Below are 17182 nucleotides of genomic sequence, written 5' to 3'. Positions count from 1 at the left end.
AATAACTTTTTAATAATGCGAAACAAGATCCTTTATCCGGTCTATCTCTTAGGTTTGGTCGGTCTTGTTTCCTCTTTCTCAGGCTCGATCTCTGCCGAATCCAACTCATTTTCTTTAAGCGCATTCGTTCTTAAATATGTCCGTTTGGGAAGTACAGAAAACGGAGCCCCGAAATTAGAATTAAGTCCTCGAGATCGTAAAGAAGGTTCGGATCTATTTTTAGATTTCGAAGAGAAAGAAGCCGCCGATCTGAGCGATAAGTCAGGCGGCTATAGAATATTATCTTCTTCTTATCTTCCGGATTCAGCAAAAGCACATTCCGGAAAAAGATCAGCGGGTTTCGTGGGTAAAAGATCCGGGATCAAAATATCCGGCAAAACAAAAGGAATACTTACAAGCCCGGATATCAAAGAAGAATTCTATATCTCCTTCTTTTTATTGCCGGGAAACCTAGATAAGGAAGCTGTATTACTCTCCAAAGACATTTACACAAGAGGGAAAAAATTCGGGTGGGACCTCAGGATAAAAGACGAGATCCCAATATTAGAATTCCGTAATTTTTTTCAGAAAGAGGACAAGACCCATCTATCACTCAAACTTTCGGGGAACTCCAGACTTTCCAGATCGGATTGGAATCATTTTATCATCCATTTCAAACCTGCTCAAAGAGAGATCGTATTATACATAAACGGAAAAGAAACGGATAGAGCCTCTGTTTCTTCCAAAGAGCCTATTATTAGGATCGGCTTTCATCCGGAAGACAGCACACCGTTTAAGATCGGGGAAAGTTTTTACGGATGGTTGGATGATTTTTTGGTCTCCAAGGGAAGTCCGGATCCTGAAGTCTTGTCCACTCAATACGACGGACAAAAATACGATCCATCATCGTTTACCGCGGATGCAAAATTCGGGACCGCAATCTCTCCTGTTTATAAAACCAAATTCTCCAACTCAATACCGGAAGCAGTATTATTAAAAGCGAATGTTCCTAAATCTTCCGTATTAGAATTATATTTCAGATCATCTCCAAAAATTTTCTCCAAAACGGAAGAGTATCCGGCTTGGAGGTCTATAGATCTCAGAAACATAGACGAAGAATTTAAAGAGGATGATCCGTACAGAGAAACGGAAGAAGAAAGATCTCCCAAAGGAAAAACCTCCAGCTATCGTATCCCCTTAGATAAGGTATGGGGAAAAAAGCTCTATTATTTCAAATATTACCAAGTAAAAGTAAAATTTAAGACGGACTCCGGCTCTAAGTCCAGTCCCGAGTTAGAAGCATTAACATTTTCTTATAGAGAAACGGTTCCGCCGGTCAAACCTGCCGGTTTAAAAATTGTAAATTTTGACGATTTTGATCCTGAAGCGCAAGGTCCTCGTGTTTGTTTAAGCTGGACCCAAAACCCGGAAAGGAATGTGCAACAGAAAGGCGGCTATGTCATTCACTATGGAGTCGGCCCGAATCGTATGGTGGGAATCTTAAAAGGCACCAGTAAAGAACTCTCAAAAGGAAAAATGCCGGTTTTAACCGCTAAGGGAAAGACCAAACATCCAATGAGTGAGTATTTGGATCCGATCCTGGGTGATGATTCCAGCTGTCCCAAGCGTAATGATATGAGCGGTCCTAAACTTTGTCAGTGTATAGACAATCGACTCATTTCTTTGAACGCGGAAAAACCCGAAGAAAATGACGAGGATGACGAAAGTCCAAAATCCAAAAAGAAAAAGCCGAAACCTCGCAAAGACCCTTACGATAAAAAACTTTTATTCTTCCAAAAGGGACTAACGTATTATTTCAAAGTTGCCGCTTATAACTCAGTGTATGATCCGGAGAATGGCCCGGACCAGCTCAGTCCTTTAAGCGACCCCGTCGAGGTTTATTTCCTGAGCGAGTAAGATCTTTACTAGATTCTGCTCTTTCCATTTAGGATCTATGCACAAGATCCCGTCCAGATCAGCCAAAGAAGCTGTAGCAATCTCCAACCATTCTTTCCATTCTAAACTCTTAGAGGCAGAAAGTCGTATCGCAAGAGAGATCTCTTCTTTTCTTACGGGAAGAAAATCCAAGAACAGATTTTTGGACTGGGTCCAAATGATCTCTCTAGTTAAAGGATCGGATTCTTTTGCAAGAACTCCATCCAAACTAGGAAGAGCCAAAACGAAAATATGATTTTTTTTGGTAAGAGATTCGATCGCGTTCGATACGGAACGTCGAGAAGTTGGATTTCCAAGCAGCAATTCCCTAAAACAATCGGAAGAAACTAATAACTTCAAACTTTTGCTTCCGGATAAATTTTGGATAATTCTCTCAATGCTTCTAATCTTTGATAAGAATCCGATTTAAAAATTTCGTTCCTGAAACAAGAGCGAAGTAACTCGGAAGCTGAGAGGTCTCTTTTTTCCGCTTCCGTCCTTAATAATTCGAATTCTTCCTCTGTGAGGAGCATTTGAAATCTTCTTTCGACACGAGCCATTACTCCTCTTCTTTCAGTTCCTTTTCGTTTTTCAAGTAGGTTCCGTAATAAATTTGAGAATCTAGTATCTGTCCCAGGCTTTCGTAAATCGCCGCAATATTATAATTCGCCTGGTTTAAACGAAAATCATGTTTAAAAGACTTTTTAAACAGCTGGATGGCCCGGTCTTCCCTCCCCGCATACCACTCCGACATAGCCCATAAAAAGGTCCACTTACCCAAATCGGGATCTCTTGGACTTACCTTTCCTAAATAGCCCACATTCTCCTCGAAAAGACTCGCAGCTCGCAGATAATTGTCCCGAATTTTTCGTACCTTCTCCATTCTTGAAAATACATCTTCGGAATGACCGGGCAATTCCAAATCGGCTCTCCAAAAAAGTGCCCGAGCCAGGTAGAGTTTGTAGATTAACTCGTTCGGATTTTTTTTGACGTATTCTTCTAAGAAAGGGAGACTCTCCGCTTCCTTTCCGCTTTGGTGAAGAAGTGAAACTTTCTGTTTCGCAGCCTTATTCCATTCCCTTCTATTCTCTTCTTGGGAATAAGAAGCAGATAGACCGGCACAAAATAAAATTACAATACAGAGAAAGCGCATTTCAGATTCAATTCTATCCGATTTAGGAAAATATTAAATATACGTGTATAAATTTTTTCCATTTTCCGGATAAGGAAGAGGAGTGATCTTATACTCTTTACCGATCGAATCCAAAATCATTTTTAGTTCGGATTCTCTTTCCTCTCTGGATAAAACAAAAATTTCGGAAGGAGAAACTCCAAAACCGTAATCTTCCGATCCAAGCCTAGGTTGGATCTCCTCAAGGACTTCTTTTCTCCATTTGTCTATAGAAGAATAATCCAAGTCGCCCGTACATTTGATCTTGTATAAATTACATCTGCTCCTTTCTCCATGGGTTGCCCAACGAAGAAGTAAGAATTGGATCTGCACCAAATCTCTTTTGTCTTGGATGGCATGAGAAGCCTGCTCGATCTCTAATTGTAAAAATGCGTCTTCTACTGGTTCAATGGAATTTTCAACATTCTCTCTTATCTTCTCCGCCAGATCGTTATTAGGCGGATCTGGGAACATTAAGAAAAACCTAAAATCCAAACCGGATCTGAAAAGTGGGAAGGAAATAATCCTCATCACTCCGTCCAAATCCGCAGAGTCGAATTTTTTACGGAAAAAATGATCGTTACGTCTTTCTTCAGTGACGTCTATGATAGAAACATCTCCCACTTCTTTTCCTAAAAACTGGTCTCCATATAGAAAGATCATATTCTGGCGACTATAAGGCTGTAAACCGTAAGACACAACAGGGAGATACGCCCCTCTCCTTCTGTCATAAAAATGAATACTGAAAGATTTCAGATGAAGAGAAGAAAAAATCGTAAGATAATATTTTAATAAAGAAGAAATTGGAGTATCCAGACCTTGGTGGATCTCATCTAAAACTTCTAAGATCTTTCTTTTTTCACGGATAGGTTGCTTATCCAGCCAGCTTCTGAACTTTTCAGAAAGTGGAAGTTCTTCATTCGGATCCGTTTTACGAATTCCCCACCAAGCCCTTGCCCAAAGGAAAAATCTGGACTTATGTTGAGGCGCAAGACCTCTCGCTGCTTTTAAACCGATCTCTGCAAGCCCGGTCACTCTGAGCGCTTTCGCTAAAAGTCCTGAATCTTTAGGACGATCCGATATTTCTATCTGAGGAATTTCAGGAGAAGTAGATTTGACCTTCTCCACAAGCCTTGCCAATTCGTCCGTAAAGATAGAATCTCTCTTCTTCTGTAAAGCTTCCGGCATTTCGACGACAGATACGGAAGAAGGAGCGGATACGGCTTCTCTTTCTATATGGATCGGTTCCTTCTTCTCTCTTAAAAATTTAGGAGTTAAAAACGAATCTCCAGGTAGGTCGAATGGTAGAACATAAAATGTGCCGCTTGCGTTCGGTTTCGTTTCCAAAACGGGAGGAACGGTTACTATTTCAGGCACAGTTTGAAGTTCAGGAAATTTTGCGGCTTCTACCTGTTTAAAATTTGTTTCTTCTATTCTTTGGGAAAGAGTTTGGATGAGTTTGGATACATCCGATTTTGCGTAAGAAGAGGAGGATTTACTTTTTCTTACAAAAAGAATGCAAACATCCAACAAGAATAGTAACCCGAAAAACACCGGGAATAATATTAAGAAAATGTTACGCTCAAAAGGAACTAAAAGAAGAATGCCCTGAATGAACCCTATTTTCTCCTCCGGATAGAATGCATAATAGGCTCTGTATAATTTATCTCCCAGGCGAATTTCCCTGAAGTCGTTCCCGCCTTCCTTCATAGACTTCAGGACTTCTTCCGAAATTTTTCTTGGATCGGTCTTATCTCCTTTTTCTTCCCAATCTTGGAATGTGCCGAGTCTAGGCTCAGGAACAAAGTATTCTACTTTGTCGTCCAAGGAAATTTTGAATTTTTCCTTATCGAGTACTGCAAGCACCGCAACCGACTTTGTATATAATGGAACGAATAATACAGGTTCATTTTCCAAAGAAAGAAGACGGCTTATCTTACCTTCCCATGCCTGGGACAACAGATATCTTTCTTTATCTCCGGAAAATTCCAGGTTCGGAGTATTTTTTAAGTTCGGATCCCATGATAAAAAGTTTCGAACCGGAAGAAATAGATTATTGGTATCCAACTCTTCCGGATCGGATTCACGTATCTTTTTTTCAAGCTCTAAGATCTCTTTATTAAAAGAAGAGAAGACTGACTCCAATCTGGACTTATAAAAAATCCCGGAAGGAAAATACGGCTCTAAGAATAATACTGAGACGGAAAAAATAAAAGATAGAGCGAGTATGAGTCTGAATTTAAAGCCGATCATTTTGTCTTTTCCCTAAATTGTCCGAGTAAACGGATTAGCTCGGTTTTCACTTGGATCACTTCTTCTCTTTCAGAAAAACGATTCTCCATTCTGATAGTGAACAAAACTCGAGAGGCGAGTATCCCGCAGACCAGGGAGATCAAAGAAATTCCAAAAGCGCTTAAGATCAATAACAACTCTTCTGCTCTTGTCTTTCTAGGTTGTGATAGGAATATTTCAAGATCTGCCTTAGTTATCTTCTCCCAAACAGGACGGACTAAAATATTTTGAGATTTAGAATTTTTATCCAAAAGTGCATGTATCATCACCTTGGATTCTTCCGAAGTTGGAACTTCGTTATTATCCGGAAATAGTGTACTATCGGGATTCAGATTTGTTTCTAGCAGTTCGGAATCCTCTTCCTTTTTTTTAAAGACCCAATATAAAATTCCTTCCGAGAAGTCTCTAGGCAAAAAAGATTTTTTATAACCGCTTGCTTCTTGTACGATCCTGTCTCCGTCTTCTTTTAGGATTTGAAGATAAAGATCTCCGGAAGAATTTCTGTATAATAAAAACCCGTCCGTATCTTCTGCCCAACTTGCTTTAGGGACCTGCATTCCGAGTAGTCTGAGCCCTTTATGAAATCCAGGTCCCTTCGGATCGGAAGAATACATTGTCCTATAATTGTAATCGTAAATGCGGATCTGTTTTAATTGGATAGAAGAACTGAAAAGTTTGCCGAGAACCTCCGCATCCTTGTCCGTTTCCGGTTTGGGGAGTTCTCTCATTAAATATTCGAATCTATAACCCAAGTCGTAATACTTGTTCTGAAATCTTTCTAGGATTGAGTCTAGGAAAGATTCTTTTTTCAGTTTAGGATACAAACTAAGAATTTGGATAGGGGAAAAGAAAACCGCGTCCTTCCATGCACTCGGAAAAAAAGGGATGGAAATCAATACGATACATAGCAGTATCAGAGTTAGAATTCGAGATCTTTTGCTATGTTTACGCGGGTTCACGTTTCTAGTATCGGCGATTCCATCATAAAGAATCAGTCTAATTCAGTGGGATAATCGATACTTCTCAGACCAATAAAATGATATTTTATGTATTTATAGACGGGATAGGCTTTGGGGAAAACAATCCGGATAAAAATCCGTTCTCCAAGTATGCAAAGGGGATTTTTCTACCCTTGGGCGGTAAAACGATCCCTGAAAATTCTCCCTCCCGTTTAAAACAACTCACCTATCTGAAAACGGACGCGAGTATGGGGATCAAAGGTCTTCCCCAAAGTGCAACAGGACAAACTTCGCTTTGGACCGGAATCAACGCTTGCCAGGTGTTGAACCGCCATATGAGTGGATTCCCTACATTCACCTTAAAACGTATCATCGCAAAATATTCCATTATTCGTGTTTTAGAAGAACATGGATTTAAAGCGGATTTACTGAACTGTTATACTCCCGGATTTGCGGAACATATAAAAAAACATCCTAGGCATGTGTCCGCTTCTACTCTCATCCAAATGGCTGCTGACAAACCTTTAAAGGATATGGATGATCTTAGAGATGGCAAAGGTCTCTATATGGACATCAGCCGTGATTTTCTCCGAAAATTCGGAAAGGATTTTATAGATAAGGATGATCCGGTTTTAGAGCTCCAAGATCCTTACAAAACCGGAAAAGAGATCATTCCCGCGATGAAAGATCACACGTTATGTATCTATGAGTATTTTATCACGGATAAAGTAGGCCATAAGATGAATTGGAAAGGAGCCGAAAAATGTATCTCCGACTTGGAGAACTTTTTACTCGGAGTTTTAGATGCGATGGATCCGGAACAAGATCAACTCATTCTGACTTCCGATCACGGAAACCTAGAAGATCTTACCGTCGACGTTCATACTATAAATCCAGTCCCCACCATTCTATTCGGTAAATACACAAAACAAATGAAGGACAGGATCCACGCATTAAAGGATATCCCGCATGCAATCTACGATTGTTTAGGGTTACATATCCAAATGTCTGAACAGGAATTTATTCAGACTTCAGCTCATTAAAATTTATTAATATTTCCAGTCGTCGTCTTGACGATCGTCGTCGCTTGGTTTTGCTTTTCCGCCGCCTTCTCCGTCCTTATATCTCAGGTCGTCTTCGATCTGATCCAAGGCTTCCTTCTTCCAAGCAGCGGATTTTTTACCCACCGGAGTATCAGGATTTCTATCAGCGGATTCTTGGAAAACCGCAGCGGCTTTCTCATACTTTCCGCCTCTGAAATAGATGGTTCCTTTTCTGAACATTGCAGCTTGGTCCAAGGTCCCGTCCGAATTTTCCAAAATTTTGTTAAGATACTGGATTGCTTGCTCCGATTTTCCCAAAGCATCGTAACTTTCTGCAATATAATACCAAGCTTGTTCTCTAGCTCTTTCGCTGACACCGATATCCAATGCTTTTTTTAAGGTTTCGATAGCGGAGTAATATTCTTTACGAACGTATAATTCTCTTCCCTTCTCCAAGAGTCCGGAACGGAATTCTTTATCGACGGCAACTTTGTCCGGATCGAAATATGCATCCGACTGAACATAGTCTTCGTACACATCGTAAGCGGACCAATCCTTGCCCATTCTACGCAAAGATTTTCCCCATCTTACCCTAGCTTTTACGTTTTCCGGATCTTCTTGTAAGGCCAATACGTAGTTCTTTCTGGACTGATCGTAATTGCCCTTTTTCATATAATAATCGGCAATCGCGGATAACGCGTTGGATCTAAGTTTATTATCACCGGAAGTTCTGAGAACTTCCTCCAAGTGACCTTTTCCTTCTTCGTCTCTGTTTAATAGAAGAAGAAGGTTTCCTAGGCCGTAGGAAACCTTAGCCTTCTCTTCACGAGCCAAACCTTCTTTTTGGTTCAACTCTCTAAAAATACCGAGAGCTCTCATCTTATCTCCGGTCTTATCCAGAGCGGTTGCAAGATCGTACTGGATCCTAAAAGAAAGATCGGTACCCACATCCTTGGAGGATAATTCCGCAAAAATATCCAAAGCCTTTTCTGAAGATTTAGGATTGGAATGTTTTAGAAATTCCTCTCCTTCCCTGACTTTCTCGATAATCCCTTTATTTGTAGAATCCGTGTCTTGGATCACCGCAGTGTAAATCCCGGTAAGAAGACCTGCGCATACGAATAAAAATCCTGTAACTAATATGATGGAACGGTTCATCTTCTTCCTCCGCCGATCCGGGCCAGACATTGTTTGGTCCAGAACTCGGTTCGTTCCGGATTATAGTTTTTCGTATCTTTTTGTACGAAGAACTTTAGGGCTTTGTTATATTCGCCCTTTTTATAGAAAGACATTCCAAGGAAAAACTTGGCTTTTCCTCTAATATCAATATCGTTAGAACTTGCATAGGGAGCCAATTGTTTTACAGCTTCTCCGTATTCGTTTTTCCAATAGGTTGATCTTAAAACTCTATCGACTTCTTCTTCGCTAGGCTCTTCTTGCTCTACGATCAGAGGCTGTTTTTCATTATTCTGAACATTTTGGTTGTTCTGATTATCCTGAGGAACTTGCTCTTCTTCCTGCGGTTCGTTCTTGTTAGGCTTATCGTTCTCTGCGGTTTGTGTATTATTATCCGTAGGGTTCGTTCCACCAATCGCAACATAAGATTGATCCTGAGTTAGAGTAAAATCTTCTAGATCTCCTCGTTTGACAGTAACGCCGAAATACATCGTCCCAGAGTATGGTTTCATTTTAACCATAACATTAGTATCCGGATGAGAAACCTCTCCCAGTTTTCTAACATTGCCTCCTAAGAACGTGGAGACTCCACCTGACAAAGGTTTTCCTGCTTGGTAGATGGAATAGATCGTATTTTCGTCGGCACGATCAGGAGATTTCCAATCTAAACGAACTCCCCCATCGACCACACTCGCCTTAAGATCCTTCACGTGCATTTCGTCGTACGCAAATTGAGGATTCGTAACTACAGAGTCGTCTTCCTTAGGAGGTTTTCTCTTGTCCTGATCGTAGACATAGAACTGGCGAATAAAAGATTGGTTCTGAACTAAAGGTAAAACTTCTTTCAAACCTTGTTTTACGGAAACACCGTAATAAAGAGTTTGCGACTTTGTCAGATCCTGATCCAAGAAAGTATTTTCCGGATGAGAAACTTCCGCTAACTTTTCCGCTTTCCTCATCAATGTCATACTGGACATCGGTTCTGCGGATTTGTAAATAGTGTAGATTGTCTCGCCAGGAATTCCTTTAGGATAAGGTTCCCAAGAAATACGAAGGAATTGACCTTCTCTTTTTACAGAGATGTCGGTAACTCTAGCGTTATCCGAAAGATACTTCTGCTCTTCCGGCGGAGGTTGATTCGTATTCGTAGCTGGGGGATAATTATTCTGAGTGTTGGTCGGAGGATAATTCGTCTGAGGTTGCGGGTTATTTTCGATCACGATCGGGATCGTAGTGTAGTTACGATTCGCGACTAATCTTACATCCTTCTTCCTTACATGGTTCGCAAGTACAACCGCATAATAATAAGTTCCCGGTTTCAGATTATAATCGTAGATCTGATTCACACCGTTAGCTACACCGCTCGGAAATTTTCCCAGAGAATCGGAGATATAACATTTTTCAGGATTATCGATGATGGAAGAAGAGCGAGCCACAATGATTTCGCCTGTTTCTCTTGGAGCTTCCCAACTGATTCGGACGGATCTACCATCCTTAAGTACTTCTACGTTGATGGAATTTGCTACACTTGCGTTATCATTGTCCAGACGAAAGGTATCCTGGGCATAAATAGAATTTCCTAATGCCATCAGGAAGAATATAAATAGGATCCGGAGTCGAATTTTCATCTGGAAATAAGGTTCCGAATTAGATTATCGGTTGCTACAACGCAAATTTTTACTTCGGTTTTTAGGAGAATGTGGGGAAAATAATATAAAATGCGCAAGATACTGAAACTTTTCCCTCCGGTTTGATCTTGACTAATGAAAGCATTCATAAGACATAATACGACTTCCGACATTTAAATGAACGATATAGAATATTATTACGACCCAGAATATCAGAATTTCCTCCTCTCTAGTAAGAGACGTGAGCTTACTCCTCCGGAAATCGTTTTGAAACATTTTTCCCTAAAGGACGTACAGAATATCGTAGATTTCGGGATGGGTCTGGGTTTCTGGACGGAAACTCTTCTGAAATCAATCCACAAAGAAGGCTGGGTCTGGGGAGCAGAATGTAACCAGGACTTCCTAGACGAAGTGCTCCATTGGAAAAATAGAGAAGATATCCAAAGATTTACTCCATTTTATATGGAGAAGGCAGACCGTCCCCTGTTGCCGGAATGGATCCCGGTCCCAGAAGTGATTTTTGCTTCTTTAGTACTTTCTACCTTTGCGGATCCTGGCCAAGCAATGGACGGTCTAGTTCGTTCCATGAAGAAGGGCGGCAAATTGATCGTTCTTGATTGGGTCAAAAACGAATATCCTGTCGGACCAAGGATCAACGACAAGATCTCCTTAGATAAAATGAAATTCTTAGCTGAGCAATATAAACTAGAGATCGTTAAAACTGTGAGAATCAGCGAACATGTATACGGTTTAGAGATCCAATCAGGTCCTGAATTCGAATACGGTTATTACGACCTAAGAGAAGAAGAAACTTACTCCGAAGAATTGATCAGGTCTTAAAAAATTAGTCCGGTAGAGCAGCTGGCGCAAGGTATTTTAGAAATATCTAAAATACTAACCGATTGCTGCCAAGATTCTTGCAGAGACCTTGCCTTCTTTATCTGCTTCATCGGGGATATATTCTCCGATCTCCACGGTCAAAAACTGTCCTGGGCTTAGGCTCTTTTGATCGCTCTCCGAGATCACGGCTTTCAGATAATTATCTGTAACAGCGATCCCGCCTCTTTCCAAAACTGCCTCTCTTTTTTTGGAGAATTGGCTTTCTGCATATTTGCGATGGAGTCTTTGAGAAAGATCCATAAGAGAATGAACTCTTTCTTTTTTAGTTTCCTTAGAAACTGTTTCCGGAAATTGCTCTGCAGAAGTGTTTTTCCGAACGGAAAAAGGAAACGCATGTATTTTAGAGAAACCTAATTCTTCTAGGATAGAAGTAGAATCCTCAAAGTTTTGTTCCGTTTCTCCAGGAAAACCCACGATCACATCCGTTCCTAAAAATAGATCCGGAACCTTTGACTTGGCAAGCTCTATCCTTTTACGGAAAGTTTCAGGAGTATAACTACGTTTCATTCTTTTTAGGATTTCTTTACTTCCACTTTGTAAAGGAATATGTAAAAAAGGAGTAAATCTAGGATGAGTAAGAAGTTCTGCAAGCTCCACTCCCACATCAGGCGGCTCGATAGAAGAAAGTCTAAGTCTCGAATATTCTAACTTATTTAAGATTGCTTCGAGCATTTTAGGAAATGCCTTTCTGCCTTCCCCATCTCTATACCAGCCCAGGTTCACACCGGTAAGGATGATCTCTCCTACTCCATTGTCTTGTAAAAAGGAAACTTGATCGAGCACATCCGACCAATTTCGGGAGACACCCTTGCCTCTTGCTTGAGGAATTTTACAATAAGAACATTGGCGATCGCAACCGTCTTGGATCTTTAAATAAGCTCTGGTATGTCCATTTGGTAAAACATCGGAATAGGCAAATCGATCAGAAACAGAATGGATATGAGAAGGATCTGCACCTTCTTTTTCTAAGATCAATCTAGGCAGATCGGATTTGTTCTCGTTACCAATCACACCCGCGATACCCGGAATTGACTCTATAGATTCTTTGTCTGTTTGTGCGTAACAGCCGGTCACCCAGACCTGAGCTCCCGGATATCTTTTGATCGCATTTCGAATAATATTACGATTTCTTGAATCTGCTTTGTTAGTGACGGTACAAGTATTGACCACTACCACATCAGGGATATCTTCCCCGGCAGCCACGGAATACCCGTGTTTACTCAAAGAAGAGAATAGACCGTCAGACTCAAAAAAATTGAGCCTACAACCTAAGGTATGGAATAATACCTTTTTTTCACCCGGCGGAAAGGGCATTGATCCTTGCCTCTATTCTTCTGATATTACCTTTTATTTTTTCGTCATCAGGTTTTATCTTAAGTGCGGATTCCAATTGTTCTTTAGCGTTTCTTAATTGTTCGAGGGCCTTTTTGATATTCCCTCTTTTTGCTTCTTGGTTTCCCGCTTTTTCGTAAACTAATCCGAGATTATTTAATACATTCGGATTATTAGGAACTAAAGACTGAGCCCATTTCAAACTGACTTCTGCTTTTTCTGCGCTTCCTAAATAGAAATACACCTGAGCCTCTAAAACTAAAGGACGATAATCGTTCCCGTCTTCTGCTTTTAGTTTTTCTATGATATATAATGCTTCCCGAGCTTTATTATTATATAATAATGCAGTCGCATATAATAGTCTTACTTCTCTATTTTTAGGATTAGCTTGGTAAGAATTATAAATGATCTCTAATGCGTCGGAATTCCTACCGACTTGGATCAAATATCTGGCAAAATCCACACTTACGGCAGGATCTCCAGGTTTTAGTTTTAATGCTTCGGACCAATGAGTGGCTGCGGATTTATTTCTTCCTGCATTATAATGACAGAAAGCCGCTAAGTAATGAGTCTCGTAAGATCTTTTTCCTTGTTCGTGAAGTACACGAATGATCTCTAAAGCTTTTTCAGAATTTCCTTTTTGGAATTCTGCCAATGCCGTTTGATAATCCGGTTCGCTCTGAGCGAAACTATTTCCCGCAGAAAAAACAAATAGAATCAGTGTAAGTAGGAGTATTTTTCCTTTGTGCATCTTTTGGTCACTTTTTATAGGCGGGAAAAATTTTAGGTGGGGACCCCCATTGATTTTGTATTTAGACAATCAATTAAGGAATGAAATGGCTCCACCGGGTCGATGAAAACGATTATACTCGGATACCGTATAGAAAGGAAATGTTCTATTCTTTCCTCAGATACGATCTGAAAATCCCCGGTCTCCAAAACAGGCAAACCGTCCAAGTTTCTGTATATCTCGTATTCCTCCTGATCGAGGAAATCCGCCAACAGCATATAACCGGATCCGAAATAGACCCCGCCTTGGAAGTAGTATTTGTAGAGGACGCGTACCTCGGGAAGAAATAAATCAGGCTGGAAAACACATAGGGAAATTTTTTCGATCCCGGCGACGGTTCTGATCTTGCGTAAATGGAACCATACCTTACGGACCAAAAGGTAAAGGAGCACGAATATAATGGGAATCAGGTACGGCATACACCTTCTCCAAGAAAGTCTCCCTTTTTAGATCAAAAGCCCTCCTTTCGTTTCCGTAGGAGGGCAATAATCTTTTACACTAGCGCAGGTTCTTCGGAACGCTCCGGATTGTTCGGAGAACTTCCTCCGTCTGAACCTTGATCTGCAGGTTTATAATCTGTCCAAACTTCTTCCAAGAAGTCTAGTTTACCCTCTTTGAAGGCAACTGTGATCTTGGTAGGCTCTTTGTAAGCGCCTTTCAAGGTTTGGACTGCCATATAATCCTCTAACTCTCGTTGGAATACTCTGCGTAATGGACGTGCTCCGAACTTCTCGTCGTAGCCTATATCCATAAAGTGGTCCTTCGCTTCTTGAGTCAGGTCTATCTTGATCTTCTTATCCAATAATCTCTTATTGGTGTCTCTGATCATGATATCCATAATCGCCATAAGCTCTTCTTTTCTGAGAGGTTTGAAGTAAACAACCTCGTCCACTCTGTTCAAGAATTCCGGGTTGAAATGTTTTTTCAACTGTTCGCGAGCTTGGTCCGACTTGTATTTGTCCTCTTCTCCCGAACGATCCTCGAATCCGAGTCTTACGCTGCTGGAAATTTCCTTAGCACCGATGTTAGAGGTCATGATGATGATCGCGTCCCTGAAGTTTACCTTACGACCTTTTGTATCAGTCAGGTTCCCTTCTTCCATTACTTGGAGAAGAACGTTGAAAATATCATGGTGAGCTTTTTCGATCTCATCCAATAGAATGATTGAATACGGTTTTTTACGAACGAACTCAGTCAATTGTCCGCCATCATCGTAACCAACATAACCAGGAGGAGCTCCGATCAATCTACTGACTGCATGCGGTTCCATATACTCGGACATGTCTACACGAAGCATAGCGTCTTGGTCTCCGAATAAGAACTCAGCCAACGCTTTTGCAAGCTCGGTCTTACCGACTCCTGTAGGCCCTAAGAATATAAAAGATCCGGTAGGTCTACGTTCTGCTTTGAATCCAGTACGCGCTCTACGAACGGATTTTGCGATCTTCTCGATTGCTTCGTCCTGACCGACAACTCTTTGTTTGAGTTCTTCTTCCAAACGAAGTAATCTGGAAGACTCATTCTCTTCCATTCTTTGTAACGGAATTCCGGTCCATTGAGATACCACGGAAAGAATATCGTCTTCGTCGATAGAAACTGCGAAATCGTCCAGTTTCTCCTGCCAAGATCTGATCTTTTCTTCCAGAACTTGTTTTTTGCGGTTCACTTCATCGCGAACTCCAGCAGCCTTTTCATACTCTTGGGAACGAACCAGATCTTCTTTCTTTTGAGAAAGTGATTTGATCTCTTCTTCCAAGTCTTTTACTGCTTGAGGACGAGCACAGTTCGCAAGTCTTGCTTTTGCACCTGCTTCGTCTATGATGTCGATCGCTTTGTCAGGAAGATATCTATCATTGATATACCTGTGAGATAACCTAACCGCTTGGTCCAAAGCACGATCCGAGTAACGCACCTTATGGTGAGCCTCGTAAGCTTTTTTCAATCCGGTAAGGATTTGGATAGCATCGTCTACGGAAGGTTCCGCAACTTTTACAACTTGGAACCTTCTTTCTAACGCGGAATCACGCTCGATATACTTGCGGTACTCGGTGCTGGTAGTAGCTCCGATACATTGCAGTTCCCCTCTTGCAAGTGCAGGTTTCAGAATATTAGCTGCATCCACAGCTCCTTCTGCTGCTCCCGCTCCGATCAGAGTGTGCAACTCGTCGATAAATATGATGATATTATTAGAAGAAGAAATTTCTTTCATGATCTTCTTTAATCTTTCTTCGAATTCTCCGCGATACTTGGTTCCTGCGATCAGGCTTGCCAGATCCAAGGAAAGTACACGTTTTTCGAAAAGAAGGTCAGGGACATTCTTCTCTACGATCGCAAGTGCTAGCCCTTCTACGATAGCTGTCTTACCGACTCCTGACTCTCCGACCAATACCGGATTGTTCTTGGTTTTACGAGAAAGGATCTGGATCACCCTTTGGATCTCGCTGGATCTTCCTACAACCGGATCCAGTTTTTTATCTCTGGCTAGCTGAGTAAGATCTCTAGCAAACTCGTCCAAGATCGGAGTTTTAGTTTTTTCGGCACGAGGAGTTCCAGGTTGAGCGGTTGGCTGGCTGGATACTCCCACTGTGCTAGTAGGAGGAGCGCCTAATAAACGAAGTATCTCCCCTTTGATCACATTATAATTCACGCTAAAGGAGTATAACGCTCCACCTGCGATATTATTATTATCTCTTAATAATGCTAGAAGAATATGTTCTGTTCCAACATAGTTGTGTTTCAGACGTTTGGCTTCTTCCTTAGAGAGTTCGATAATTTTTTGGTATCGATCCTGTCCTTGGGCCATGTCCATCAACAATGTGCCGGAGTTCTCCCTGGTCCTGCGCTCTACTTCTTTACGAAGTTCGTTCAGGTTGATGTTCAGGTTATTCAGTATTTTTATCGCGACCGAATCTTCTTCCTTTAACAAACCTAATAAGATATGTTCAGGGCCGATAAATTCGCTGCCTAGACGTTTTGCTTCGTCCTGCGCGATCTCGTTGATTACTCGTTTTGCTCTTTTAGTAAATTCCAACATAATTGCACGCCCTTCCTGATGGGTTCTGTAGGTTAGACTGTATTCGCATCCAAATTCCAACTGGGAGCCGGAATCTCCCTTAAAGAATATATCGGACTAGTTAACCAAAAAGGATTACAGGTCAAATGAGGCTTTTGTCCCGTCTTTTCCGCTTATTACCAGTAAGGCTAAATACGAAACCAAATTGAAAAAGGAATTTTTTCGATTTGGGCCGAAATTTTTTCGGAAAAAGACCAATCTGCCCTTCAATTCTTCCCGATAGAAGCCCCAGTCTGTGGGCAGCCTGAAATCCCGTATCTCTCCCGAGTCCGCAAGTCTTGCCGGAATTGAAACAGAAAGTTTGTCTCCAAAACCGGAGTTGGTAGGACAGGAATTGATGAATCCGATCCCTTTTTGAAAATCAAACTTATCTTTCGCCTCGAATTTCGTTAAAAAATCGGATTTTAGGACAGAGTTCAACTCAAGTAGGGAATCAGTCACATATTCCCAGCGAATATGATCCTCGTCTCCCATCACTAATGTCCCTGAATTCCAGGGAATTCTTTGTTTTAATTCTAAGATCGGATGTTTTTTTACCGAATTCAGATCTTCGATTTGGGAATCATTCTCTTCTAAAAACCGGTTTAAGAACTGGTCCGTTTTTTCGGTACGTTTGGTATATGTGGAATTTTTCGGATTTCTAGCAATACGAAACCTATACGTGAAAGGCAAACGAAGAGAATCTATATAGGACAAACCTTGTTCCCAATTTGTTTTTTTGAATTTTTCCCAAGTGTCAAATGCAGTGAAATGAGAAGGTGGCTCCCATTCGGAAGGAGCCTGGAGAGGAATAAACTTAGTATATTCCTCTCCCAAAAACTGGATGCAATGAACACATCCTATCTTTCCTCGATTTTTCCAGTCGAGACGGGATAAGCCGCAATAAATACAGCCATCCATGATC

The 17182-nt window shown here is 41.1% G+C and carries 15 protein-coding genes; 3 read left to right on the top strand and 12 right to left on the bottom strand.

The genetic code is table 11. The features are described 5' to 3' along the window. Window positions 1–15 precede the first annotated feature (15 nt). The gene (locus tag LEP1GSC185_RS04275) at window positions 16–1896 is read left to right on the top strand and encodes a hypothetical protein (protein ID WP_008594553.1); all 1881 of its coding nucleotides are present in this window, start codon (window positions 16–18) and stop codon (window positions 1894–1896) included. On the opposite strand, the gene LEP1GSC185_RS04270 is transcribed toward LEP1GSC185_RS04275, so the two are convergent. The 5 genes from LEP1GSC185_RS04270 to LEP1GSC185_RS04250 are packed head-to-tail and all read right to left on the bottom strand — an operon-like array spanning window position 1858 to window position 6336. After that, window positions 1858–2274 (bottom strand): hypothetical protein, encoded by a 417-nt coding sequence (locus tag LEP1GSC185_RS04270; RefSeq protein ID WP_008594971.1) that lies wholly within the window; start codon window positions 2272–2274, stop codon window positions 1858–1860. The genes LEP1GSC185_RS04275 and LEP1GSC185_RS04270 overlap by 39 nt on opposite strands. Beyond that, entirely contained in the window at window positions 2271–2474 is a 204-nt protein-coding gene (locus LEP1GSC185_RS04265) for a hypothetical protein (RefSeq protein WP_010513917.1), read from the bottom strand. Before LEP1GSC185_RS04265 ends, LEP1GSC185_RS04270 begins: the two co-directional genes overlap by 4 nt. Further along, the gene (locus LEP1GSC185_RS04260) at window positions 2474–3067 is read right to left on the bottom strand and encodes a tetratricopeptide repeat protein (protein ID WP_008594641.1); all 594 of its coding nucleotides are present in this window, start codon (window positions 3065–3067) and stop codon (window positions 2474–2476) included. Before LEP1GSC185_RS04260 ends, LEP1GSC185_RS04265 begins: the two co-directional genes overlap by 1 nt. Before the next feature lie 33 nt (window positions 3068–3100). Continuing rightward, complete coding sequence (locus tag LEP1GSC185_RS04255; protein WP_008593591.1) at window positions 3101–5338, bottom strand: hypothetical protein; 2238 nt, start codon at window positions 5336–5338, stop codon at window positions 3101–3103. Continuing rightward, a complete protein-coding gene (locus LEP1GSC185_RS04250; RefSeq protein ID WP_232298480.1) occupies window positions 5335–6336 on the bottom strand; it encodes a hypothetical protein in 1002 nt (333 codons plus the stop codon). The genes LEP1GSC185_RS04255 and LEP1GSC185_RS04250 overlap by 4 nt, the downstream gene beginning before the upstream one ends. A gap of 77 nt (window positions 6337–6413) precedes the next feature. Between LEP1GSC185_RS04250 and LEP1GSC185_RS04245 the strand changes: the two genes are divergently transcribed. Further along, window positions 6414–7379 (top strand): alkaline phosphatase family protein, encoded by a 966-nt coding sequence (locus tag LEP1GSC185_RS04245; protein WP_008593938.1) that lies wholly within the window; start codon window positions 6414–6416, stop codon window positions 7377–7379. Between the two features lie 6 nt (window positions 7380–7385). On the opposite strand, the gene LEP1GSC185_RS04240 is transcribed toward LEP1GSC185_RS04245, so the two are convergent. Continuing rightward, window positions 7386–8537: a tetratricopeptide repeat protein gene (locus tag LEP1GSC185_RS04240; protein ID WP_008595291.1), complete on the bottom strand. Its 1152-nt coding sequence runs from the start codon at window positions 8535–8537 to the stop codon at window positions 7386–7388. Continuing rightward, window positions 8534–10183 carry a hypothetical protein gene (locus tag LEP1GSC185_RS04235; protein WP_008594373.1) on the bottom strand — a complete coding sequence of 550 codons (1650 nt, stop codon included), beginning with the start codon at window positions 10181–10183 and terminating at the stop codon, window positions 8534–8536. The genes LEP1GSC185_RS04240 and LEP1GSC185_RS04235 overlap by 4 nt, the downstream gene beginning before the upstream one ends. Before the next feature lie 177 nt (window positions 10184–10360). Here LEP1GSC185_RS04235 and LEP1GSC185_RS04230 point away from each other — a divergent pair, with 177 nt between their 5' ends. After that, a complete protein-coding gene (locus LEP1GSC185_RS04230; protein ID WP_008595518.1) occupies window positions 10361–11023 on the top strand; it encodes a class I SAM-dependent methyltransferase in 663 nt (220 codons plus the stop codon). 54 nt (window positions 11024–11077) lie between these two features. On the opposite strand, the gene mtaB is transcribed toward LEP1GSC185_RS04230, so the two are convergent. The 5 genes from mtaB to LEP1GSC185_RS04205 all read right to left on the bottom strand — a co-directional run bounded on the left by mtaB (window position 11078) and on the right by LEP1GSC185_RS04205 (window position 17178). After that, window positions 11078–12397 carry a tRNA (N(6)-L-threonylcarbamoyladenosine(37)-C(2))-methylthiotransferase MtaB gene (gene mtaB / locus LEP1GSC185_RS04225; protein WP_008594431.1) on the bottom strand — a complete coding sequence of 440 codons (1320 nt, stop codon included), beginning with the start codon at window positions 12395–12397 and terminating at the stop codon, window positions 11078–11080. Then, a complete protein-coding gene (locus tag LEP1GSC185_RS04220) occupies window positions 12378–13166 on the bottom strand; it encodes a tetratricopeptide repeat protein (RefSeq protein WP_008593586.1) in 789 nt (262 codons plus the stop codon). Before LEP1GSC185_RS04220 ends, mtaB begins: the two co-directional genes overlap by 20 nt. 32 nt (window positions 13167–13198) lie before the next feature. Beyond that, window positions 13199–13624 carry a hypothetical protein gene (locus tag LEP1GSC185_RS04215; protein WP_008596319.1) on the bottom strand — a complete coding sequence of 142 codons (426 nt, stop codon included), beginning with the start codon at window positions 13622–13624 and terminating at the stop codon, window positions 13199–13201. Window positions 13625–13698: 74 nt separating this feature from the next. Next, the gene (locus tag LEP1GSC185_RS04210) at window positions 13699–16239 is read right to left on the bottom strand and encodes an ATP-dependent Clp protease ATP-binding subunit (protein WP_008594171.1); all 2541 of its coding nucleotides are present in this window, start codon (window positions 16237–16239) and stop codon (window positions 13699–13701) included. 114 nt (window positions 16240–16353) lie between these two features. Next, on the bottom strand, window positions 16354–17178 hold the full coding sequence (locus LEP1GSC185_RS04205; protein WP_010513927.1) for an ATP--guanido phosphotransferase: 825 nt from the start codon (window positions 17176–17178) through the stop codon (window positions 16354–16356). Between the last annotated feature and the right edge of the window lie 4 nt (window positions 17179–17182).

The organism is Leptospira licerasiae serovar Varillal str. VAR 010, assembly GCF_000244755.1.
In the GTDB taxonomy this organism is placed as follows: Bacteria; Spirochaetota; Leptospiria; order Leptospirales; family Leptospiraceae; genus Leptospira_B; species Leptospira_B licerasiae.
Note: the sequence above shows the minus strand (reverse complement) of the source record. Positions and strands in the feature narration are given on the sequence as shown.

Bases quoted from the DNA above. Each gene is read 5' to 3' on its own strand.
- LEP1GSC185_RS04275 (WP_008594553.1), top strand. From the start codon at position 16: ATGCGAAACAAGATCCTTTATCCGGTCTATCTCTTAGGTTTGGTCGGT.
- LEP1GSC185_RS04265 (WP_010513917.1), bottom strand. From the start codon at position 2,474: ATGGCTCGTGTCGAAAGAAGATTTCAAATGCTCCTCACAGAGGAAGAA.
- LEP1GSC185_RS04260 (WP_008594641.1), bottom strand. From the start codon at position 3,067: ATGCGCTTTCTCTGTATTGTAATTTTATTTTGTGCCGGTCTATCTGCT.
- LEP1GSC185_RS04255 (WP_008593591.1), bottom strand. From the start codon at position 5,338: ATGATCGGCTTTAAATTCAGACTCATACTCGCTCTATCTTTTATTTTT.
- LEP1GSC185_RS04245 (WP_008593938.1), top strand. From the start codon at position 6,414: ATGATATTTTATGTATTTATAGACGGGATAGGCTTTGGGGAAAACAAT.
- LEP1GSC185_RS04240 (WP_008595291.1), bottom strand. From the start codon at position 8,537: ATGAACCGTTCCATCATATTAGTTACAGGATTTTTATTCGTATGCGCA.
- LEP1GSC185_RS04235 (WP_008594373.1), bottom strand. From the start codon at position 10,183: ATGAAAATTCGACTCCGGATCCTATTTATATTCTTCCTGATGGCATTA.
- LEP1GSC185_RS04230 (WP_008595518.1), top strand. From the start codon at position 10,361: ATGAACGATATAGAATATTATTACGACCCAGAATATCAGAATTTCCTC.
- mtaB (WP_008594431.1), bottom strand. From the start codon at position 12,397: ATGCCCTTTCCGCCGGGTGAAAAAAAGGTATTATTCCATACCTTAGGT.
- LEP1GSC185_RS04220 (WP_008593586.1), bottom strand. From the start codon at position 13,166: ATGCACAAAGGAAAAATACTCCTACTTACACTGATTCTATTTGTTTTT.
- LEP1GSC185_RS04215 (WP_008596319.1), bottom strand. From the start codon at position 13,624: ATGCCGTACCTGATTCCCATTATATTCGTGCTCCTTTACCTTTTGGTC.
- LEP1GSC185_RS04210 (WP_008594171.1), bottom strand. From the start codon at position 16,239: ATGTTGGAATTTACTAAAAGAGCAAAACGAGTAATCAACGAGATCGCG.
- LEP1GSC185_RS04205 (WP_010513927.1), bottom strand. From the start codon at position 17,178: ATGGATGGCTGTATTTATTGCGGCTTATCCCGTCTCGACTGGAAAAAT.